20 protein-coding genes are annotated in these 21,754 nt (G+C 72.2%); 4 read left to right on the top strand and 16 right to left on the bottom strand.

The genetic code is table 11. The annotated features are described in order from the left end of the window. Window positions 1-12: 12 nt before the first annotated feature. Window positions 13-2,823 carry an aconitate hydratase AcnA gene (acnA, locus tag ACZ7CH_RS06920; RefSeq protein ID WP_470373325.1) on the top strand — a complete coding sequence of 937 codons (2,811 nt, stop codon included), beginning with the start codon at window positions 13-15 and terminating at the stop codon, window positions 2,821-2,823. Window positions 2,824-2,966: 143 nt separating this feature from the next. After that, a complete protein-coding gene (locus ACZ7CH_RS06915) occupies window positions 2,967-3,392 on the top strand; it encodes a DUF1761 domain-containing protein (protein WP_360387135.1) in 426 nt (141 codons plus the stop codon). Here ACZ7CH_RS06915 and ACZ7CH_RS06910 read toward each other — a convergent pair. The 12 genes from ACZ7CH_RS06910 to ACZ7CH_RS06855 form a co-directional block, all read right to left on the bottom strand. After that, window positions 3,389-4,033 (bottom strand): dihydrofolate reductase family protein, encoded by a 645-nt coding sequence (locus ACZ7CH_RS06910; RefSeq protein WP_360387133.1) that lies wholly within the window; start codon window positions 4,031-4,033, stop codon window positions 3,389-3,391. The two genes, ACZ7CH_RS06915 and ACZ7CH_RS06910, sit on opposite strands and share 4 nt — an antisense overlap. A gap of 71 nt (window positions 4,034-4,104) precedes the next feature. Beyond that, window positions 4,105-4,542 (bottom strand): PH domain-containing protein, encoded by a 438-nt coding sequence (locus ACZ7CH_RS06905; protein ID WP_458433334.1) that lies wholly within the window; start codon window positions 4,540-4,542, stop codon window positions 4,105-4,107. Beyond that, on the bottom strand, window positions 4,539-5,036 hold the full coding sequence (gene ribH / locus ACZ7CH_RS06900) for a 6,7-dimethyl-8-ribityllumazine synthase (RefSeq protein WP_360387128.1): 498 nt from the start codon (window positions 5,034-5,036) through the stop codon (window positions 4,539-4,541). The genes ACZ7CH_RS06905 and ribH overlap by 4 nt, the downstream gene beginning before the upstream one ends. Beyond that, complete coding sequence (locus tag ACZ7CH_RS06895) at window positions 5,033-6,295, bottom strand: bifunctional 3,4-dihydroxy-2-butanone-4-phosphate synthase/GTP cyclohydrolase II (protein WP_360387125.1); 1,263 nt, start codon at window positions 6,293-6,295, stop codon at window positions 5,033-5,035. The genes ribH and ACZ7CH_RS06895 overlap by 4 nt, the downstream gene beginning before the upstream one ends. Next, a complete protein-coding gene (locus ACZ7CH_RS06890; protein ID WP_458433335.1) occupies window positions 6,292-6,912 on the bottom strand; it encodes a riboflavin synthase in 621 nt (206 codons plus the stop codon). The genes ACZ7CH_RS06895 and ACZ7CH_RS06890 overlap by 4 nt, the downstream gene beginning before the upstream one ends. Before the next feature lie 8 nt (window positions 6,913-6,920). Beyond that, window positions 6,921-7,904 (bottom strand): bifunctional diaminohydroxyphosphoribosylaminopyrimidine deaminase/5-amino-6-(5-phosphoribosylamino)uracil reductase RibD, encoded by a 984-nt coding sequence (gene ribD, locus ACZ7CH_RS06885; protein ID WP_360388348.1) that lies wholly within the window; start codon window positions 7,902-7,904, stop codon window positions 6,921-6,923. 14 nt (window positions 7,905-7,918) lie between these two features. After that, entirely contained in the window at window positions 7,919-8,569 is a 651-nt protein-coding gene (rpe, locus tag ACZ7CH_RS06880) for a ribulose-phosphate 3-epimerase (protein ID WP_470373463.1), read from the bottom strand. A 26-nt stretch (window positions 8,570-8,595) separates the two neighbouring features. Beyond that, complete coding sequence (locus tag ACZ7CH_RS06875; RefSeq protein WP_360387119.1) at window positions 8,596-9,096, bottom strand: flavoprotein; 501 nt, start codon at window positions 9,094-9,096, stop codon at window positions 8,596-8,598. Window positions 9,097-9,359: 263 nt separating this feature from the next. Beyond that, window positions 9,360-10,796, bottom strand: coding sequence for an RsmB/NOP family class I SAM-dependent RNA methyltransferase (locus tag ACZ7CH_RS06870; protein WP_470373324.1), 1,437 nt, complete (start codon window positions 10,794-10,796; stop codon window positions 9,360-9,362). 376 nt (window positions 10,797-11,172) lie between these two features. Next, window positions 11,173-12,099 carry a methionyl-tRNA formyltransferase gene (gene fmt, locus ACZ7CH_RS06865; protein WP_470373323.1) on the bottom strand — a complete coding sequence of 309 codons (927 nt, stop codon included), beginning with the start codon at window positions 12,097-12,099 and terminating at the stop codon, window positions 11,173-11,175. A 2-nt stretch (window positions 12,100-12,101) separates the two neighbouring features. Beyond that, complete coding sequence (gene def, locus ACZ7CH_RS06860) at window positions 12,102-12,650, bottom strand: peptide deformylase (protein WP_360387111.1); 549 nt, start codon at window positions 12,648-12,650, stop codon at window positions 12,102-12,104. Between the two features lie 47 nt (window positions 12,651-12,697). Beyond that, window positions 12,698-12,856 carry a hypothetical protein gene (locus ACZ7CH_RS06855; RefSeq protein ID WP_360387109.1) on the bottom strand — a complete coding sequence of 53 codons (159 nt, stop codon included), beginning with the start codon at window positions 12,854-12,856 and terminating at the stop codon, window positions 12,698-12,700. 220 nt (window positions 12,857-13,076) lie between these two features. Between ACZ7CH_RS06855 and ACZ7CH_RS06850 the strand changes: the two genes are divergently transcribed. After that, entirely contained in the window at window positions 13,077-13,595 is a 519-nt protein-coding gene (locus ACZ7CH_RS06850) for a DinB family protein (RefSeq protein WP_470373322.1), read from the top strand. Window positions 13,596-13,628: 33 nt separating this feature from the next. On the opposite strand, the gene ggt is transcribed toward ACZ7CH_RS06850, so the two are convergent. Next, window positions 13,629-15,407: a gamma-glutamyltransferase gene (ggt, locus tag ACZ7CH_RS06845; protein WP_360387104.1), complete on the bottom strand. Its 1,779-nt coding sequence runs from the start codon at window positions 15,405-15,407 to the stop codon at window positions 13,629-13,631. Between the two features lie 86 nt (window positions 15,408-15,493). Between ggt and ACZ7CH_RS06840 the strand changes: the two genes are divergently transcribed. Further along, a complete protein-coding gene (locus tag ACZ7CH_RS06840) occupies window positions 15,494-15,940 on the top strand; it encodes a hypothetical protein (RefSeq protein WP_360387101.1) in 447 nt (148 codons plus the stop codon). Between the two features lie 34 nt (window positions 15,941-15,974). On the opposite strand, the gene ACZ7CH_RS06835 is transcribed toward ACZ7CH_RS06840, so the two are convergent. From ACZ7CH_RS06835 to metK, 3 genes are all read right to left on the bottom strand, one after another. Further along, window positions 15,975-18,350, bottom strand: a complete 2,376-nt coding sequence (locus ACZ7CH_RS06835; RefSeq protein ID WP_470373321.1) for a primosomal protein N' — start codon at window positions 18,348-18,350, stop codon at window positions 15,975-15,977. A 75-nt stretch (window positions 18,351-18,425) separates the two neighbouring features. Beyond that, the gene (locus ACZ7CH_RS06830) at window positions 18,426-20,372 is read right to left on the bottom strand and encodes a phosphocholine-specific phospholipase C (protein ID WP_470373320.1); all 1,947 of its coding nucleotides are present in this window, start codon (window positions 20,370-20,372) and stop codon (window positions 18,426-18,428) included. A gap of 170 nt (window positions 20,373-20,542) precedes the next feature. Then, complete coding sequence (gene metK, locus ACZ7CH_RS06825; protein ID WP_360387093.1) at window positions 20,543-21,745, bottom strand: methionine adenosyltransferase; 1,203 nt, start codon at window positions 21,743-21,745, stop codon at window positions 20,543-20,545. Window positions 21,746-21,754 lie beyond the last annotated feature (9 nt).

The raw sequence follows: 21,754 nt of genomic DNA, 5'->3' as shown, positions 1-21,754 counted from the left end.
ATGGAGTTGCACGTGACCAACAGCCTGGACAGCTTCGGCGCCCGCGGCACGCTCAACGTCGGCGACGCCTCGTACGAGGTGTTCCGGCTGAGCGCCGTGGAGGGCGCGGAGCGTCTGCCGTTCAGCCTGAAGATCCTGCTGGAGAACCTGCTGCGGACCGAGGACGGCGCGAACATCACCGCCGACCACGTGCGCGCTCTCGCCAACTGGGACCCCACCGCGGAGCCCGACACCGAGATCCAGTTCACGCCCGCGCGCGTCGTGATGCAGGACTTCACCGGCGTCCCCTGCGTCGTCGACCTCGCCACCATGCGCGAGGCCGTCACCCTTCTCGGCGGCGACGCCGAGAAGGTGAACCCGCTCGCGCCCGCCGAGCTCGTGATCGACCACTCGGTCATCGCCGACATCTTCGGCCGCCCGGACGCGTTCGAGCTGAACGTCGACCTGGAGTACGAGCGCAACCGCGAGCGCTACCAGTTCCTGCGCTGGGGCCAGACCGCGTTCGACGAGTTCAAGGTCGTCCCGCCCGGCACCGGCATCGTCCACCAGGTCAACATCGAGCACCTCGCTCGCGTCGTCATGGTCCGGGGCGGCCAGGCGTACCCGGACACGCTGGTCGGCACCGACTCGCACACCACGATGGTCAACGGCATCGGCGTGCTGGGCTGGGGCGTCGGCGGCATCGAGGCCGAGGCCGCGATGCTCGGCCAGCCGGTCTCCATGCTGATCCCGCGGGTCGTGGGCTTCAAGCTCTCCGGTGAGCTGCCCCCCGGCGCCACCGCCACCGACCTCGTGCTCACGATCACCGAGATGCTGCGCAAGCAGGGCGTCGTCGGCAAGTTCGTCGAGTTCTACGGCGAGGGCGTCGGCGCGGTGCCGCTCGCGAACCGCGCCACCATCGGCAACATGTCGCCGGAGTTCGGTTCCACGGTCGGCATCTTCCCGATCGACGGCGAGACCATCGACTACCTGCGCCTGACCGGCCGGTCCGAGGAGCAGATCGCGCTCGTCGAGGCCTACGCCAAGGAGCAGGGCCTCTGGCACGACCCGTCCCGCGAGCCGGTGTTCTCCGAGACGCTGGAGCTCGACCTGGCGACGGTCGTCCCGTCCATCGCCGGCCCGAAGCGCCCGCAGGACCGCATCGAGCTGACCTCCGCCAAGGAGGCGTTCCGCCAGGCACTGGGCGCCTACGTCGCGCACACCGACGGCCAGGAGCTGTCCGGCGTGGACGAGGCCGTCGACGACACGTTCCCGGCCAGCGACCCGATCGCCGTCCACGAGGGCGAGAACGGCTCCGGCACGCCGAAGGTGGTCCACACCGCCGCGGAGGGCGCCACCGGCCGGGTGTCGAACCCGGTCAAGGTCTCCCTCGACGGCAACGAGTTCGAGCTGGACCACGGCGCCGTCGCGATCGCCGCGATCACGTCGTGCACCAACACCTCGAACCCGTCCGTGATGCTCGGCGCGGCCCTGCTCGCGAAGAAGGCCGTCGAGCGCGGCCTCGAGCGCAAGCCGTGGGTCAAGACGACCCTGGCGCCGGGCTCGAAGGTCGTCATGGACTACTACGAGCGCGCCGGCCTCATGCCGTACCTGGAGAAGCTCGGCTTCCACCTGGTCGGCTACGGCTGCACCACCTGCATCGGCAACTCGGGCCCGCTGCAGGACGAGATCTCGGCGGGTGTGCAGGAGGGCGACCTCGCGGTCGTCTCGGTGCTGTCGGGCAACCGCAACTTCGAGGGCCGGATCAACCCGGACATCAAGATGAACTACCTCGCGTCGCCGCCGCTGGTCGTGGCGTACGCGCTGGCCGGTTCGATGGACAAGGACATCACCACCGAGCCGCTGGGCACGGACACCGAGGGCAAGCCGGTGTACCTGTCGGAGATCTGGCCGTCGCCGGCCGAGATCGCCGAGGTCATCTCGACCTCGATCTCCGCGGAGGGCTACACCAAGGGCTACACCAACGTGTTCTCCGGTGACGAGCGCTGGCAGTCGCTGCCCACGCCGACCGGCAACACGTTCGAGTGGGACGCCGAGTCCACCTACGTGCGCAAGCCCCCGTACTTCGAGGGCATGGAGATGGAGCCGAAGCCGGTCACCGACGTCGCGGGCGCCCGCGTCCTCGCGCTGCTGGGCGACTCGGTCACCACCGACCACATCTCCCCCGCCGGTTCGATCAAGGCCGACTCGCCCGCGGGCAAGTACCTGACCGAGCACGGCGTGGAGCGCAAGGACTTCAACTCCTACGGCTCCCGCCGCGGCAACCACGAGGTGATGATCCGCGGCACGTTCGCGAACATCCGTCTGCGCAACCTCCTGCTCGACGACGTCCAGGGCGGCTTCACCCGCAACTTCCTGGAGGCCGACGCCCCGCAGACCACCATCTACGACGCGTCGGTGGCCTACGCGGAGGCGGGCGTCCCGCTGGTCGTGCTGGCGGGCAAGGAGTACGGCTCCGGTTCGTCGCGCGACTGGGCGGCCAAGGGCACCTCGCTGCTCGGCGTCCGCACCGTCATCGCCGAGTCCTACGAGCGCATCCACCGCTCGAACCTGATCGGCATGGGCGTCCTGCCGCTGCAGTTCCCGGCCGGCGAGACCGCCGCGTCGCTGGGCCTCGACGGCACCGAGACGTTCGACTTCACCGGCATCACGGAGCTGAACAACGGCACCACGCCGTCGACGGTGCACGTGACCGCCACGAAGGCCGACGGCGCGAAGGTGGAGTTCGACGCGGTCGTCCGCATCGACACGCCCGGTGAGGCGGACTACTACCGCAACGGCGGCATCATGCAGTACGTGCTGCGCAAGATGGTCCGCAGCTAGGTTCTGCCGCCGGACCAAGACCGAAGGGCCGTTCACACCCCGGTGTGGGCGGCCCTTCGGTGTGCCGCCCGGACCGCACAGCGGTAACGGTGGCGCCCGGGAGTGCGATGCCAAGACACCCTGACACCCGCGGGAGACCTCACATGAGCCTGAGCGTGCTCGGCGACCTCAACTGGTTCGCCGTCGTCGTCGCCACCGTCGCGTACTACGGGCTGGGCGCGATCTGGTACGCCGAGTTCGCCTTCGGCAGGGCCTGGCGGCGGTCGCTGGGCTGGGACCTCACCCCGCCCGAGCGCATCGGCTCCAGCGTCTACACGATCCCGCTGGCCACCTGTTTCGCCGCGACGCTGGCGGTCGCGATGGTCGCCGCCGCGTCCGGTACCGACGACGTGCTGGAGGGCTTGCTGCTCGGCCTGGTCGTGGGTGTCGGTGTCGCGTTCCCGGTGATGTTCGTGGGCGGGGTGTTCGACACGACGAAGCCCGCCCCGAAGGCCTCGGTGGCCATCGGGGCGGGCTTCCACGTCATCGGCCTCGGGCTCGTCGGAGCGATCCTGGGCCTGTGGCGTTAGCGGCGCCAGAACAGGTGGTGCACCACACCGCTCGGGCTGGGCACCACGTCCAGGTGGTAGCGGTCGAGCAGCTCGTCGGGCGAGTCCCACAGCCGCAGCCCGTCCCCCAGGCTCACCGGGGACACGGCGACGTGCAGCGTGTCGACGAGACCCGCGTCGAGGAACCGGCGGATGGTCGTGACGCCGCCGCCGAGCCGGACGTCCTTGCCCTGTGCGGCCTCCCGCGCCTGCTCCAGCACCGCCGCCGGGTCACCGCCGACGAAGTGGAACGTGGTGTCCGAGAGCGTGATGGACGGCCGTTCGTGGTGGGTCAGGACGAACACCGGGGTGTGGAACGGCGGCTCGTCGCCCCACCAGCCCTGCCACTCGTGGTCGGTCCACGGTCCGCGCTGGTACCCGAACTTGTTGCGGCCCATGATCTCCGCGCCGATGTTGTTCGTGAAGTCGCGGGTGAGGTAGTCGTCCAGGCCGCGGCTGCCACCGGGCTCGGTGCGGTTGGGCCAGCTCGCCGTGGCGCCGGCCCAGCCGAACAGCTTCCCCGCGTCGGGTAGGCCGAACGGGTTGTCGAAGCTCTGGTGCTCACCGGCGGCGACCCCGTCGCTGGTGACGTTGAAGTTCTGCACTCGCAGCAGCTGTGCCACGTGTTCCTCCGAGTTGTGCCGACGTCGACCGGGTTGACTCGCCGAGCCGGCAGAACTCATCGCCTCGGGCGCTACCGACCGGCCTTGTGCAGCTCGCGCAACGCGCGCACGGACGTGACGGCGTAGTCGCGGTCCACGGCCTGCACGGCCATGATCGAGATGTACTCGTCCTCCGGCAGCTCCAGCCGGGCCCACGCGGCACCGTCGGGGAAGCTGATCGCCAGCACGTCACCCCACGCGAAGCGGTGCGACGTCACGACGTTGCGGATCTCGATGCCGGTGGCGTCGGCCCTGACCCGCGGCCGGGTCAGCAGCAGCACACCGCCGGCGAGCAAGAAGCCGAGCACGATCATGGCGACCTGGTCGGAGGTCCGGAAGATCACGCCGGTCGGGGTGTTGCCCAGCAGCAGGCCCACGACGGTGAACACGACCACCAGGCCGACCGCGCACGCCCACGCGACCTTGCGGATCTTCTTCGGGCGCAGCACCACGTCGGTCGCGGTCATCATTCGAAACCCCGCTCGGTCCAGGGCTGGCGCAGGCCGCGCAGCACCAGCGCGGTGTCGATCGCCGCCACGGTCGCCTCGTACCCCTTGTCCTCCACCGAGTCCGGCAGCCCGGCACGGGCCAGCGCCTGCTCCTCGGTGTCCGTCGTCAGCACGCCGTTGCCCACCGGCGTCGACTCGTCGAGCGCGACGCGGGTGAGCCCGTCGGTCACCGAGTCGCACACGTACTCGAAGTGCGGGGTGCCGCCGCGGATGACCACGCCCAGCGCGACCACCGCGTCGTGGTGGCGGGCCAGCTCCTGCACCACGACGGGGAGCTCGATCGCCCCCGCCACGCGCACGACGGTCGTGTCGGCGCAGCCCGCGTCCTCGGCGGCCCTGAGGGCGCGCTCGACGAGCTGGTCGGTGATCTTCGTGTGCCAGCGCGTCGCCGCGATCGCGACGCTCAGGCCCCTGCCGTCGAGCTTCGTCTGCTCAGGACGGCCCTCGCCGCTCATTCCTGGTCCTCCGTAGCGGAAACAACGGCCTCGTACTGCTCCAGCTGGGTCAGTTCGTGGCCCATCCGGTCGCGCTTGGTGCGCAGGTACCGCAGGTTCTCCGGGTTCGGGGAGATCGGCAGCGGCACCCGGTCGAGCACGCGCAGACCGTATCCGGCCTCCAGCCCGACGCGCTTGGCCGGGTTGTTCGTCAGCAGCCGCATGGACTTGATGCCGAGGTCCACGAGGATCTGCGCGCCCGTGCCGTAGTCGCGGGCGTCGGCGGGCAGGCCCTGCGCGAGGTTCGCGTCCACGGTGTCCGCACCCTGGTCCTGCAGCTGGTAGGCCTGCAGCTTGTGCATCAGGCCGATGCCGCGGCCCTCGTGCCCGCGCATGTACAACACGACACCGCGGCCCTGTGCGGCCACGGCCTCCATCGCCGCGTCGAGCTGCGGGCCGCAGTCGCAGCGCAGCGAGCCGAGCACGTCGCCGGTGAGGCACTCGGAGTGCACGCGCACCAGCACGTCCTCGCCGTCACCGATCTCGCCGTAGACGAGCGCGACGTGCTCGATGCCGTCGAGCAGGCTGTCGTAGCCGAAGGCGGTGAACACGCCGTGCGCGGTCGGGATGCGGGCCTCGGCGGCGCGCACGACCTGGGTCTCGACCCGGCGGCGGTACGCGATCAGGTCCGCGATGGTGATGATCGCCAGGTCGTGGTCGGCGGCGAAGACCTCGAGCTCGTCGCGGCGGGCCATGTCGCCCTCGTCCTTCTGCGACACGATCTCGCAGAGCACGCCCGCGGGAGAGAGCCCGGCCAGGCGTGCCAGGTCGACGGCGGCCTCGGTGTGACCGGGACGGCGCAGCACGCCACCGGCCTTGGCGCGCAACGGGACCACGTGGCCGGGCCGGTTGAAGTCGGTGGCCTTCGAGGTCGGGTCGGCGAGCAACCGGATCGTGCGGGCGCGGTCCGCGGCCGAGATGCCGGTGCTGACGCCCTCACGCGCGTCGACCGTGACCGTGTAGGCGGTGCCGCGCGCGTCCTGGTTCGTGTGGAACATCGGCGGCAGGTCGAGGCGTTCGCAGTCCTCCTCGGTCAGCGGCACGCAGATGTAGCCGGAGGTGTAGCGGACCATGAACGCGAGCAGCTCCGGCGTCGCCTTCTCGGCGGCGAAGATCAGGTCGCCCTCGTTCTCGCGGTCCTCGTCGTCCACGACGACCACGGGGCGGCCCGCCTTGACGTCGGCGACCGCCCGTTCGATGTCAGCGAAGTCGGTGTTCACTGGGTCTCCTCGCCCGCGATGGCCCGCAGGTGCGGGACGGCCAGTCGTTCAACGTACTTCGCCAGCACGTCGACCTCCAGGTTCACGGTGGAACCCGGCGACCGGTGCCCGAGCGTGGTCAGCTCCAGCGTGGTGGGGATGAGGCTCACCGTGAACTCGTCCTCGGCGACCGTGACGACGGTCAGCGACACGCCGTCGACCGTGATCGAGCCCTTCTCCACGACGTAGCGGGCGAGCTGGGGCGGCAGTCCGATGTGGACGACCTCCCAGTGCTCCGCCTTCTCCCGCGCGAGGATCGTGCCCGTGCCGTCGACGTGGCCCTGCACGATGTGGCCACCGAGGCGCTGGCCGACGGCGGCCGCGCGCTCCAGGTTGACCCGGTCGCCCTCTGCGACCTTCGCGAGGCTGCTGCGCACGAGGGTCTCGCGCATCACGTCGGCGGTGAACGTGCCGTTCTCCACCTCCACGACGGTGAGGCACACGCCGTTCACCGCGATGGAGTCGCCGTGCTTCGCGTCGCTCGTGACGATCGGCCCGGAGACGCGGATCCGCGCCGCGTCTGGCAGGTCCTGAACCGCGACCACGTGGCCGAGTTCCTCGACGATCCCGGTGAACACCGCTCCTCCTAAGTCTGCGGAACCGCGCTGATCCGCAAGTCTGGTCCGCTCATGGTGACGTCTTCCACGGTCAACCGGACAGCGTCCGTGATGGTCGACACGCCCGCGTCCACCACGGCCGCGGGCCCGCTGCCCAGCAGCGCGGGTGCGACGTAGGCGAGCACGCGGTCGACCCGCCCGGCGCGCAGGAACGCCCCCGCCACGGTCGGACCGCCCTCCAGCAGCACGTCCACCACACCCCTCGCCGCCAGCGCGCCCAGCACCTCGTCCGGGTCGTGCGTGCGCAGGTGCAGCGCGGTGTGCCGGAGCGCGGCACCGGCCGGCAGGTCGCTCATGCCCACGACCACCGGCAACGGCTGGTGGGGCAACAACATTCCGTCGGCGTCGCGAGCGGTCAGCGCGGGGTCGTCCGTGCGGACCGTGGTGGTGCCGACGACGATCGCGTCGAGCTTCGCGCGCAGGTCGTGGACCTCCTTGCGGGAGGTCTCGGAGCTGATCCAGCGGCTGGTGCCGTCCTGGGCGGCGATCCGGCCGTCCAGCGATGCCGCGTACTTCCACGTGACGTGCGGACGGCCCGTGCGCGCGTAGTGCAACCACGCGCGCAGCGGGCCCTTGCTGACCTCGTCGGCGAGAAGGCCGCTCTCGACCGTGACGCCGGCCTCGCGCAGCCGTTCCGCACCGCCCGCGGCCCTCGGGTTCGGGTCGGTGACGGCGTGGACGACGTGCTTGATGCCCGCCTCCAGCAGCGCTTCCGTGCACGGACCGGTGCGGCCGTGGTGTGCGCACGGTTCGAGTGTGACGACTGCGGTGCCACCGCGCGCCCTGGTTCCCGCGTCCTTGAGCGCCATCACCTCGGCGTGCGGTCCCCCGGCGGGTTGCGTGCCGCCGAACCCGACCGCCTTGCCGTGCTCGTCGAGCACGACGCAGCCCACGGGCGGGTTGGGGCTGGTGGTACCCCGCACCCGCTCGCTCTCCGCGACGGCGAGCGCCATCGCGTCCTCCGGCGTCACCGGACGCCGGCTGCCTGGGCGCGCAGTGCCTCGACGGCCTTGCCGGGGTCGGCGGCGTCGTACACGGCGGAACCCGCGACGAAGCAGTCCACACCGGCCTGCGCGGCCTGCTCGATGGTGTCGGCGTTGATGCCGCCGTCGATCTCCACGACCAGCTTCAGGTGGCCGGTGTCGACGAGCCGGCGCGCGGTCCTGACCTTGTCGAGGACCTCCGCCATGAACTTCTGGCCGCCGAAGCCGGGCTCGACCGACATGACCAGCAGCGTGTCGTAGTGCTTGAGGACCTCGACATAGGGCTCCAGCGGGGTGCCCGGCTTGATGCTCAGGCCTGCCTTGGCGCCGGCGGCCCTGAGGTTCTTGGCGAGCGCGACCGGGTCGGCGGCGGCCTCGACGTGGACGGTCACGTTGTGGGCGCCCGCCTCGGCGTACCCGATGGCCCAGCGGTCCGGGTCCTCGATCATCAGGTGGCAGTCGACCGGGATGTCGGTGACCTTCAGCAGCGACTTGACCACGGGCAGGCCCAGGGTCAGGTTCGGCACGAAGTGGTTGTCCATGACGTCGACGTGGATCCAGTCCGACGTGGGCACCGCGGCGAGCTCGTCGGCGAGCCGGGCGAAGTCGGCGGACAGGATGCTGGGGGCGATCATCGGCGTGTGGACCACGAGGGTGGAGTCTAGGTGTCCAGCAGGTCGAGCAACCTGCCGGGCGGCTCGTCTGAGACGACCACGACACCCGCTCGCGTGAGGGTGGTGACGTGCGTCTCCCACATCGGGTGACGGCGCTTGTCGGCGTTGGCCTGCGGCATGACGACGACCTTGCAGCCCTCGACGCCCATGGCCTCGTTCACCGCGGTCAGCGCCTGGTTGTCGCCGATGCCGAGGGCCAGCTTCGCCACCGAGTTCGCGCTGGCGGGGGCGAACACGAACGCGTCGGGCGTGGGGTAGGGCTTGGGCTGGCCGGGCAGCCGCGGGTGCCACCTGACCTCCAGGTCGGTGAGCTCCTGGAGCTTGCCGAGCTCCCCCGCCTCCTCGAACCACGGGACCACCGCCGGGGTGAACGTGATGGCGAGCCGCCAGCCCCGTGCGACCGCCGGTTCGGCGAGCCCGGTGCGGAACCAGGACTCCACACCACCGCAGGCGGAGGCGACCAGACCGAGCAACCCGCGTGTCGTCACGACCGCGATGGTAGGCGAGGCCCGGTCTGCCGGCGGCGGGCCAGCCGGGCCTGTCCCCTCGCCGCTGCAGGTGCGGGCGCCGGGTGTGCGCGGTGGGCAACCGGTTCGGCTCGCCGGCGCGGTTGCACGTGCTGAGGGCCTGAGGGCCCAAGGCCTGCCGGGGGCTTTCACTCGAACCGGTGAACCTCTGCTCGGTGCGCCCTCATGCCGGTCGACGGGGTCCGGAACTGTCGGACCCCGTCGCTAACGTCGTTCCCGAGCGCTCAGACAGGACGTCGCAGCACCGCGCAGAACATCGCGTCCGTTCCGTGCAGGTGCGGCCAGAGCTGGACGTGCGGCCCGTCCCCGAGATCCGGCATCTCGGGGAAGAGCGTCCGGGTGTCGAGCTGTTCCGCTCCGGTCCGCCGGGCGACGTCCGCCACCACCCCCACGGTCTCCGAGAGATGAGGTGAGCACACGACATAAGCCACGACTCCGCCAGGACGCACCAGCCGCAACGCCTCGGTGAGGAGCTCGCGCTGCAGTTTCGTGAGCTGGCCGACGTCGGCGGGCTGGCGCCGCCACCGCGCCTCCGGGCGCCGGCGCAGGGCACCGAGACCGGTGCAGGGCGCGTCGACGAGCACGCGGTCGAACGCCCCTTCGACGAAGTCGGTCTCGCGGCCGTCGGCCACCTCCACGGTGATCGGCAGGCCTGAGGTGATCTTGCGCACCAGCTCCGCGCGGTGGGGTGCCTTCTCGACGGCGATGAGCTCACCGCCTTCCAGGCCGACCAGTGCCGCGAGCAGCGCTGCCTTCCCTCCCGGGCCGGCACACAGGTCGAGCCACCGGTCGTCGGTGCCTTCCAGCGGCGCACGCGTCAGGGCCAGTGCGCAGAGCTGGCTGCCCTCGTCCTGCACGTTCGCCAGACGCTCGCGAACGGGTTCGAGGTCAGCCGGGTCTCCGGCCCCCGGCTCCAGGTGCACGCCGTAGGGCGAGTAGGGCGCCACGTCGCCGCCGGTGATGGCGGCGAGCTCGTCGGCGCTCACCTCGCCGGGGCGTGCCACCAGGTGCACGGCGGGCCGGGCGTCATCGGCCTCCAGCGCGCGCCGCAGGGAGTCGTCGCGGCTGCCCAGCGCCTCGGCGAAGGCCTGCGCGATCCACCGCGGGTGGGCGTGCGTGAACGCCAGGTTGCCGATCGGGTCGGTGTCCGGGTCGGGTGCGAGCTCGTCGACCCACGCCTGTTCGTCCTGCTCGGCAATCCGGCGCAGCACGGCGTTGACGAAGCCCGCGACGCCGGAGCCCAGCTCGGCGCGGACGAGGTCGACGGTGGACGCCACGGCCGCGTGCGACGGGATGCGCGTGCGCAGCAGCTGGTACGCGCCCAGCCGCAACGCGTCGAGCGCCGACCCGTCCACTTCGGACAGCGGCCGATCTGAGCACGCCTCGATGACGGCGTCGAGCAACCCGCGCGCCCGCGAGGCGCCGTAGGTGAGCTCGGTGGCCAGCGCCGCGTCGCGCCCGGTGATCCGCCGCTCCCGCAGGAGCTGCGGCAGCACCAGGTTCGCGTACGCGTCCCGCTGCCGCACCGCGCGCAACGTCTCCAGCGCCGCCAGCCGCGCCGGGTCCTCCACCGGCGGCCGCGCCGGTCCGGTGCGCCGCCGCGGCGGGTGCGGCCTGCGCGGCCCCGACGGCTTGGACGCTCCTCGCGAGTAGCCGGTCATGCGCTGCGCTCCATCAGTCCGGGCCTCATCACTTCGACTTCCCCTGCTCCGGCACGACCACCGCGCCGGCTTTCCGTGCCGACCCACAACCGATCGGACACACCACCAAACCCAAACCCCGCGGCACTTCCGGGTGTCAACGGACCCGCTGCACCGCGACGAACCGCTCCAGCCACGCCCCGCGCGGTCCACGCTCCGCGACCATCCGCCCCGCGCTCGCTCGCAACGCCGACGCGCCGCAGCCCCACGACGGCCGACGACCGCGCCCCGGCCGCCTCGACCCGCGCGGCAGAACCACCCGCGGCCTCCGCAGTCCGTTGCCCCGCACCGCGCCTGCTCTCCACATCGTGTCCGCTCACCACACCGCGCCGCGCGCTCATGCGATGCGCTCCCCGGCCTCGATGCGCACGCCGCGGGCCCAGTCGGTCGCCGCCATGCGCTTCTTGCCCTGCGCCTGCACCTCGCCCAGTGCCACGGCGGTGGTCGCGGTGCCAACGAGCACCCGCTTGCGTTCGACGACGATCTCGCCGGCGGGCAGCGTGACGTCGTCCACGGGCGTGACGGGTCCGAGCTTGAGCCGCTCGCCGCGGAACTCCGCCCACGGGCCGGGTTCGGGTGTGACCGCGCGGGCGAGCCGGTCCAGGGCTGCCGCAGGGGTGGTGAAGTCGAGGCGCGCGTCCTCGACGGTGATCTTCGGGGCGTACGTCACGCCGTCGGCGGGCTGCTCGACGGCGCGCAGGGTGCCGTCCTCGATGCCGTCCACTGTGGACAGCAGCAGGTGGGCGCCGGAGACGGAGAGCCGGCCCAGCAGGTCGCCGGAGGTGTCGCGGGGCTTGACCTTCTCGGTCACCACGCCGAAGACGGGGCCCGCGTCGAGCTCCTTGACGATGCGGAAGGTGGTGGCTCCGGTGATGTCGTCGCCGTTGCGCACGGCGGCCTGCACCGGGGCGGCACCGCGCCAGGCGGGCAGCACGGAGAAGTGGAGGTTGACCCAGCCGAGGCGCGGGACGTCGAGGGTGCGCTGCGGCAGCAGGGCGCCGTAGGCCACGACCGGGCAGAGGTCGGGTTCCAGCGCGCGCAGGCGGTCGAGGAAGTCGGGGTCGCCCGCCTTGGCCGGTGTCAGGACCTCGATGCCGTGCTCGTCGGCGAGGGCGCCGACCGGGGAGCGTTCCATCCGTCGGCCGCGGCCGACGGGGGCGTCCGGGCGGGTGACGACGGCGACGACGTCGTGGCGGGAGGAGTCGATGAAGGCGCGCAGCGAGGGAAGTGCCACCTCGGGCGTGCCTGCGAACACGAGGCGCATGGTCAGTTGGCCTTGCCGAAGAAGGGGTGCGGGCTCTGCTTCAGGGTGGGGACCGCGCCGTCGAACCACTCGGCCTGGCGGATCTCCCGCATCGCCTGCTTGCGGGTCTCGGCGTCGAGGCGGTCGAGGAACAGCACGCCGTCGAGGTGGTCGGTCTCGTGCTGGATGCAGCGGGCCAGGGTCTCGGTGCCCTCGACCTCGACCGGCTCACCGTGCATGTTCCAGCCCTTGGCCACGACGTGCAGGTGCCGGGTGCAGTTCCACGACATGCCGGGGATGGACAGGCAGCCCTCGTTGCCCTCCTGCAGCTCCTCGCCGACCACTTCCCAGGTGGGGTTGACGAGGTGGCCCGCGAAGCCGTCGCAGTGGTAGGTGAACACGCGCAGTCCCACACCGAGCTGCGGCGCGGCGAGCCCTGCTCCGCCCGCGTTCTGCATCGAGTCCCACAGGTCCTTGACCAGGGTGCGCAGTTCCTTGTCGAAGTCGGTGACCTCGACGGCGGGGGTGCGCAGCACGGGGTCGCCGAACAGACGGATGGGTTGGACGGTCACGCGGTGCTCCTCGTGGTGGACTGGCGGTCAGTCTACGAGGAACGCGGTCAGTGCTCGGCGGCGCTGCCGAGGAAGATCACGCCCACCAGCGCCACCAGGAGGTGGCCGGTGAACCGCAGCGCCGTCAGCACAGGACGGATCAGCGCCCTGAGGTCGAGGTGGGCCGCGATGGCGGTCGGGCGGTGGTGCACGGTGGTCGTCGTCATGGTGTCCACTGTGCCGTTCGCCCAGGTCAGCGGACATCGGCTGGCGGTATCGAGCCTTCCTCAGCCTGCGGTAGGAAGATCGGCGGCGACACTCGGCCGGGAGGTGGACACCTCCAGGTCATGAGGCTGATGCACCAGCGCTGCGAGGGGACGGCCGCGGTGGTCCGGGACGCGGACACCTCGGTTCTCCACCCGGACCCGCTCAGGTGATCATGGCTCCATGACCTGGACGGCACCCGAAGTCGAGATCCCGGCCGAACCCGTGCTCGGCCCCGAGCGAGCGGTGCTGGAGGCGGTCCTGGACCGCCACCGGGCGACGTTCCTGGCCAAGTGCGCGGGCCTCGCCGGCGCCGAGCTGGCCACGGCGTCGGCGCCGCCCTCGACGCTCACCCTGCTGGGGCTCATCCGGCACCTGACCGACGTCGAACGCGTCTGGTGCCGGGTCAGGGCCGACGGCCAGGACCTGGGCCCCCGCTACGCCTCGCAGGCCAACCCGGACGCCGCGTTCGACGACCTCGACCCGGAGCGCGCCGAGGCCGAGCACGCCGCGCTCGTCGAGGAGGTGGGGCTGGCCCGCCGGGCGGTCGCCGGCAAGGACCTCGACCACGTCTTCGTCCACGAGCGCCGGGGCGAGATGTCACTGCGCTGGCTGTACCTGCACCTCGTCGAGGAGTACGCGCAGCACAACGGCCACGCCGACCTGCTGCGCGAACGCATCGACGGCAGCACCTCGGAGTAGGTCCCGGGGTGCTGCCGTCGCGGGTGGAGCCGGTCAGCCGACCTTGACCACCCGAGCGGCACCACCGCCGCGGCGGGTCGGTTCGGCGACCGCGCGCCAGCGGCCGTCGGCGGCCCGTTCGACCGCCGTGGCCGCGCCGATCTCGGCGTTCTGGCTGAACCGGTGGCCGATGGCCTGCAGCCCCTGGGCGGGTGCGGCCGCGATGAACGCGGCCTCGGCGGGCGTCACGGCCGCGTTGCGCTGCGAGGCGCGCGGGGCGGCGACGGCGTCGAGCAGGGACAGCTTGCGGTCCAGCCGCGCGGTCAGGACCTGCGTGACCGTGGTGATGATCGTCGAACCACCGGGTGAGCCGACGGCGAGCACGACGCGGCCGTGGTCGAGCACGATGGTCGGCGCCATCGAGGACCGCGGGCGCTTGCCGGGGCCGGGCAGGTTCGGGTGCGGCACGCCGGGGGTCGGCGCGACGAACTCGAAGTCGGTGAGCTCGTTGTTCAGCAGGAACCCGCGGCCGGGCACGACGATGCCGCTGCCGCCCTCCGCCTCGATGGTGAGGGTGTAGGCGACGACGTTGCCCCAGCGGTCGGCGACGGTGAGGTGCGTGGTGCGCTCGGCGTCGTCGCGCAGGTCCGCGAGGCCCGCCGTGGCCTCGCACGGGGCGGGGTTGCGCGGGTCGGCGGCGGGCTGCGGTGCGGGCAGCACGGCGTCGGGCTTGATCAGGCACGCGCGCGAGTCGGCGAACCTCTGCGAGAGCAGGCCCTCGGTCGGCACGCGGGAGAACTTCGGGTCGCCGACCCAGCGCAGCCGGTCGGCGAACGCGAGCTTGGTCGACTCGATGAACCGGTGCAGGTACTCGACGTCCGAGGCCTTCGCGAGGTCCGTGGACTCCAGGATGTTCAGCGCCTCACCGACGGTCGTGCCACCGGACGACGGCGCGGCCATGCCGTAGACGTCGAGGCCGCGGTAGCGCGTGTGCGTGGGGTCGCGGCGTTCGACCTGGTAGCGGGTCAGGTCGGAGAGCTCCATGGCGCCGGCGCGGACGGTGCGGGTCGAGCCGGGCACGACCGGCGGCTGGCGCACGGCCTTGACCAGGTCACGGCCGACCGCGCCGCCGTAGAGGGAGGCGAGCTCGGTGCGGGCGAGCTCCCGGTAGGTGTCGGCGAGCTGCGGGTTGCGGAACGTCGACCCGACCGCCGGCGGCTGACCGCCGGGCAGGTAGAGGTCGCGCGTGGAGGTGAAGTCGGCGAACCGCGCCGCGTTGGAGGTGATCTGCTGGTTGAAGGTGCGGTCGACGACGAACCCGCGCCGGGCCAGCGCCTCCGCGGGCGCCATGGCCTCGCGCAGGTTCAGCGTGCCCCACCGGCGCAGCGCCTGCTGCCAGGTCTTGGGCGTCCCCGGCACGCCGACGGACAGGCCGCTGGTCATGGCCTCGGCGAACGGCAGCGGTGCGCCGTTCTCGACGAAGAGCTGGTCGGTGGCGGCACGCGGCGCGGTCTCACGTCCGTCCAAGGTGGACACCCGGCCGGTGCGCGCGTCGTAGTGGACGAAGAAACCACCGCCGCCGATGCCCGCGGAGAACGGGTCGGTCACACCGAGCGCGGCCGCGGTGGCGACGGCGGCGTCCACGGCGTTGCCGCCGCGGCGCAGCACGTCGACGCCGATCTGGGAGGCGTCCGGGTCGACGCTGGACACCGCGCCACCCCACCCCACCTGTTCTGGCACCCGCGGGGCGGGGTCCGCCGGGCCCGCGGCGAGTGCCGGTGCGGGCGCGACCAGCACGACGGAGAGCGATAGTGCGGCAACCGTTCGCAACATGCGCACTCTTCTACTCCGTTCCGGCCGGATGGCAACACCTTTTGAGAAAGGCCTAGGGTGCGGTGGTGTCGATCGACCTTGACCGCTTGCGAACCGATTTCACGACCGCCGACCTGGACGAGGCCGACCGCGAGGAGGCGCTGCGCCTCCTGCTGCGCGACCACCGGCCCCAGGACGCCGACCTGCTGCGCCACCTGCTCGTCCAGGAGACCGCCGCGCACCGCGAGGGCTGGGGCGTGAGCGAGGCCATGGGCCTGGCCGCGCTGCTGCTCGCCGAGTGCGGCCGCGAGGAGGACGTCTGGGCGCTGTGGGAGGCCAAGAACGCCTCCTTCGACACCATGGCGGGCCTGGACGGGTTCCTGCTGTTCCCGGCGGGCATCGCGGGCACGACCGCGCACGTGATCGCGTCCGAGGAGCACCCGGAGCGGCACGACCTGATGGCGTACATGTCCGAGTACCTGCAGTACGAGAAGCTGACCGACGAGGACGTCCGCGAGCACCTCGCCGGCCTGCGCTCCTACCACGAGGGCTGACCGCCGCGGTCCGCCGCGGTCCGCGGCAGACCGGTCAGAGCACCTCGATCGGGTCGAGCTTGATCCGCACCAGCTCCTGCTCCTTGCGGGCCGTCCGCACCGCCTGCGCCTTCGCGAGCACCGAGGCCAGCTCCCGCCCCTCGGCACGCGCGACCCGCACGAGCGCGCGTTCCTTCGTCTCGTCGTCGCCCAGCGGCACCGGTCCGAGCACCTCGCCGCTGGGCGGCAGCCTGAGCTCGTCCAGCAGCGCGTTCACCGCGTCCGGTGTGCCGTCGACCGTCGCCATCCGCACCGCCGGCGGGAAGCCCAGCTCGGCACGGGCGGCCAGCTCGGTCGACGCGTGCCACACCGGGTCCCACCGCACCAGCGCCTGCACCGGCGTCAACGCCGAGTCCGCGATCACCACCACCCGGCCGTTGCCCGGCCGCACCAGTCCCGCGGCCGTCATCCAGCGCCGCAGCGCCTCCTCCGACGCCCGCAGGTCGGCCCGGCCCAGCAACGCCCATCCGTCGAGCAGCAGCACCGCCCCGTAGCCGCCCTCGGCCACCGGCTCGGCCCCCGGCGTGGACACCACCAGCGACGGCCGTGACGGCACCGTGGCGAGCACCTCGTCCGCACCGCTCGTGCGCACCGGGTACCCCGGGAACGCCCGCCCGAGCTCCTCCGCCGTGCGCCTGGCCCCGATCACCTGTCCGCGCAACCGGCGGGACCCGCACGTCGGGCACCGGAACCCGGCCTCCGTCGCCGCGCACCACCGGCAGTAGGCGGGCCTGGGCTGCCCGTCGTGCGTGCCCCCCGGCAACGCCAGCGGCCCCGCGCACTTGCGGCACCGCGCCGGCCCCCGGCACTGCCCGCACGCCAGCGCCGGCACGTACCCCCGGCGCGGCACCTGGATGAGCACCGGCGAGTCGGCCAGCGCGAACCGGGCCGCCTCGAACGCGATGGACGGCAACCGCGCCGTGCGCGCCGCCGGGTCCTTCACGTCCTGCCAGTCGTTGTCGCCGACCGACACCACCCGCGGCGCGATGGCCCGCAACGTCTCCCGCGACGCCACGATCTCGTGCGCCCACCCGGTCTCCACCAGCAGCTGCGCCTCGGCCGTGCGGGCGAACCCGCCGATCAGCAACGCCGCGCCGGTCATGTGCGCGCGCTGCACCAGCACGTCCCGCACGTTCGGGTACGGCGCGCGCGGCTCGGTGTGCAGGTCGTCCCCGTCGTCCCACACCACCAGCAACCCGGGGTCGGCCACCGGCGCGAACGCCGTGGCCCGCGTGCCCACCACGACCCGCGCGACCCCCCGCCGCACCGCCAGCCACCGCTTGTACCGCTCCGACGGCCCCAGGTCCGCCGACAGCGTCACCACGCCCTCGATCAGCGCGCTGCACGCCTCGAACACCCGCGCCACGTCCCGGTGGTCCGGCACCACGATCACCACGCCGCGCCCGGTCGACGCCACCGACGCCGCCGCCTCGGCCAGCCGGGCCGGCCAGTCCTCCGACGGCAGCGCCTGCCACACCGCGTGCGCCGGCAACCCGCTGCGCAACGCCTCCAGGTACTTCGGCCCGCGCGGGTAGCGCGCCCACGCGTCGGCGGGCACCGGTGGCAGCGTGGACCGGACGGGCGCCGGGCGGGGGTGGTCGACCGGCTCGGCGTCGGGCTCGGTGGGCTGGGCGCCGGCGGATTGGGCACCGGTGGATTGGGCACCGGTCGGCTCAGGAGTCGTCGGCTCAGTTTCGGCGGCCTCGGCTTCGGCGGCCTCGGGACCAGCGGACTCGGTTTCGGCGGCATCGGTACCAGCGGACTCGGCTTCGGCGGCCTCGGACTGGGTGGGCTGGGAGCCGGCGGCCACGGAGCCCGCGTCCTCGGAGCCCGCGTCCTCGGAGCCCGCGTCCTCGGAGCCGGCGGGACGCTCGCCGGTGGCGTCAGCGGCAGCCGCCTCGGGGCCGTCGGGCTGATCGCCTTCAGCGACCGTCCCCACCCACGCCGGGTCCTGCGGCGACGGTGCCGGTTCCCCGGACGGCGCTGCCTCCGCGCGGGCGTGCCGGGGCGGGATCGCGAGCCGCAGCACGTCGATCATGCCGCCCGCGTACCGGTCGGCGACGGCGCGGGCCAGTGCCGCGATCTCAGGCGCCAGCACCGGTTCCGGCGAGATGACCTTCTCGATGAAGGCGAGCTTCTTCTCGTACTCGGTGCTGTCGACTCGCTCCAGCAGGTACCCGTCGACCACCTGCCCGGCGAACCGCACGCGCACACGACAGCCGGGGACCGCGGTGGTGTCCAGATCGGACGGAACCGCGTAGTCGAAGGGGCGGTCGAGGTGCGCCAGCGGCACGTCCACGACGATGCGCGCAACCGGCAGCGTGTCGGCGGGGACGCGCTCCCCGCGGCGTGCTCCGGTCTTCGTGCTCATGTCCACTGGTGTATCAGACGGGTCCGACACTCACGAACAGGGTGGCGAACGCCCGGGCGAGGACCTGCGCCGAGCTCAGCCGGAGATCGACTCCTGGCCGTTCTCGATGTGACCGCACAGCCGCCGGCGGAACCGCGGCTCCTCCTCCACCGCGACGGTCAGGTCGTACCAGCCGGAGTTCAGCGCGGTCAGCCACGGGATCACGTGCCGGTGACCGGGGCGCACGACGACCCGCCGTCGGCCCAGCACGAACGTCAGCCGCGAGCGCCCGGTGTTCTCGAACGTCAGCGTGAGCACACGGCTGTACCCGCGCACCGACGACGACACGCGCGCGGTGTCGGACGCAGCTCCGGTGAACTCGCGGCGGAACCCGTTCGGGCCCAGCAGCACCAGGTCGTGGTCTCCCGCCAGCTCCACCGACTCCGAGCGGGCGACGTCGAAGTGCTGCGGCAGCGCGAACTGGCCGGAGTACGGGTACAGCGCGAAGTGCACCGACGCCGTGCCCGCGTTCGACATCTCCAGCCGTGACCCGCGCAGTGATGCATCGGGCTGATACGGCAACGCGCGCGCACGGCGACGTCCTGCCTCCTGTTCCGGCATCTTCTGCTCGGACGGCGGCGCCGGCCGCCAGCGCGGTGTCGCGGGCGAGACCGGCGCGGGTTCGCCGACCTCCGGCCACGTCCGCCGCCGGTCGAAGTCGAACGCCGAGGTCAGGTCACCGGTCACGGTCCGGCGCCAGGCGGAGACCTCCTCCGAGCGCACCCCGGTCCACTTCTCCAGGAACTGCGTCATCGAGGTGTGGTCGAACACCTGCGAGCACACGTACCCGCCGACCGACCACGGCGAGACGACGGTCATCGGCACACGGGCGCCCAGTCCGAGCGGTTTGTCGCCCACGTACTCGTCGGTGACCGACAACGGCGGGCGCGGCGGCGGCACGTGGTCGAAGAAGCCGTCGTTCTCGTCGTAGGTGATGAACAGCACCGTCGACTCCCACACGTCCTGGTTCGACGCCAGCGCGTCCAGGACCTGGTAGGTGATCGAGGCCGACGCGGCGGGCGAGGACGCGCCGGGGTGTTCGGAGTCCACTGAGGACGGCACCAGGTACGACACCGCGGGCAACCGGCCGGAGCTCACGTCCGCGCGGAACGCCTCCCCCAGCCCGCCGGGCCGCACCCGCCGCAGTCCCCTGTCGTACAACGACTTCTCCGCCGGGGTCAGCTTCGACAGGTCGATCGCGCCGATCAGCGCGGGGTCGCCGGTGCCGTAGAGCTTGTCGAGCGACTTGAACCCCGCGGGCAGCACCTTGCGCGCGATCTCCTTGAACCGCGCGAAGAACTCCAGGTTGTTGTCCTGGAAGTTGTCGTGCTCCTGGTACACCCGCCACGACTTCCCCGCCGCCTCCAGGCGTTCCGGGTAGGTCGTCCACGTGTAGCCGGCGTGCGTGTCCTCGCTGTAGGCCGCGTTCCCGGTGGCGCGCGTGCCGTTCGGCTCGAAGCCGGTGTAGCCGGACATCCAGTAGTTGCGGTTCGGCGAGGTCGAGGACGGCACCGAGCAGTGGTAGGCGTCGCACAGCGTGAACGTGTCGGCGAGCTCGTAGTGGAACGGGATGTCCTGGCGCGTGTAGAACGCCATGGTGGCGCCGGTCTTGGCGGGCACCCAGTTGTCGTTCCAGCCGCCGCGCAGCGCCGAGTGGCCGCCGTTCCAGCTGTGGTCGAGGTCGCCGATGTACTGGACGTCGCGCCCGGAGGCGGCCTCGCGGACCGGGAACGGCAGCACCCCGCTCTGGTCGAACACGCCCTTCAGCGCGTTGCGGTCGGAGAACCCGCGCACGCCCCGCAGCGACCCGTAGTAGTGGTCGAACGAGCGGTTCTCCTGCATGAGCAGGACGACGTGCTTGATCGCCCGCAGCCCTCCCGAACGGGGTTCGCGGGCGAGCGCGGCGTACACCGACGGCGGCAGCAGCGTTCCGGAGGCGGCGGCGACGGCGGCGGCCATGAACCCGCGACGAGAGAGCGACATGAACGCAGTTTGTAGCTTCCCGACGTGAAGCGGAACCGTCCCGTACATGAACAACGCCGCCGCGGCCGCCGGTCACCACGCCGAGGCAGCCCGGCCGGGAGGCGGAAGTGTGCCCGAACGGGAACGGCCCGCTTCCCCTGAGGGCAGCGGGCCGTGCTCCGTTGGACGGCTCAGGCGCCGGCGGCGGCGCGCAGGGCCTCGGCGCGGTCGGTCGACTCCCAGGGGAGGTCGACGTCGGTGCGGCCGAAGTGGCCGTACGCGGCGGTCGGGGCGTAGATCGGGCGCAGCAGGTCGAGGTCGCGGATGATCGCGGCCGGGCGCAGGTCGAAGACCTCGGTGATGGCCTGCTGGATCTTCTGCGGGTCGACGGTCTCGGTGCCGAAGGTCTCCACGAACAGGCCCACCGGGGCGGCCTTGCCGATCGCGTAGGCGACCTGGACCTCCACGCGCGTGGCCAGGCCCGCGGCGACGGTGTTCTTCGCGACCCAGCGCATGGCGTAGGCGGCGGAGCGGTCGACCTTCGACGGGTCCTTGCCGGAGAACGCGCCACCACCGTGCCGCGCCATGCCGCCGTAGGTGTCGACGATGATCTTGCGGCCGGTCAGGCCCGCGTCACCCATCGGGCCGCCGATGACGAAGCGACCGGTCGGGTTCGTCAGCAGCCGCACGTCGGCGGTGTCGATGCCCAGCTCGGCGACCTCCGGCGCGACCACGTGAGTGCGCAGGTCGACACCCAGCAGCTTCTCCAGGTCGATGCCGTCGGCGTGCTGCGTGGAGATGACCACCGTGTCCAGGCGCACCGGCTGGTCACCGGCGTACTCGATGGTGACCTGCGTCTTGCCGTCCGGGCGCAGGTACGGAACCGTGCCGTCCTTGCGGACCGCGGTCAGCCGGCGCGACAGGCGGTGCGCCAGCGCGATCGGCAGCGGCATCAGCTCCGGGGTGTCGGTGCAGGCGTAGCCGAACATCAGGCCCTGGTCGCCCGCGCCCTGCTTGTCGATCTCGTCCGCGGCGCCCTCGACGCGCTCCTCGAACGCCGTGTCCACGCCCTGCGCGATGTCCGGGGACTGCGCGCCGATCGCCACGTTCACGCCGCACGAGTGGCCGTCGAAGCCCTTCGCCGAGGAGTCGTAGCCGATCTCCAGGATCTTCTCCCGCACGATCGTCGGGATGTCCGCGTAAGCCTCGGTCGTGACCTCACCCGCGACGTGCACCTGACCCGTCGTCACCAGCGTCTCCACCGCGACGCGGGACCGGGGGTCCTTGGCCAGCAACGCGTCCAGGATCGAGTCGCTGATCGCGTCGCAGATCTTGTCGGGGTGTCCCTCGGTCACCGACTCACTCGTGAACAGCCTGCTGCTGTGCTGGCTCACGGACACTCC

The sequence above is a fragment of the Lentzea sp. NPDC037011 genome, from assembly GCF_055607425.1.
This window is presented reverse-complemented; position numbering and strand designations above follow the sequence as displayed.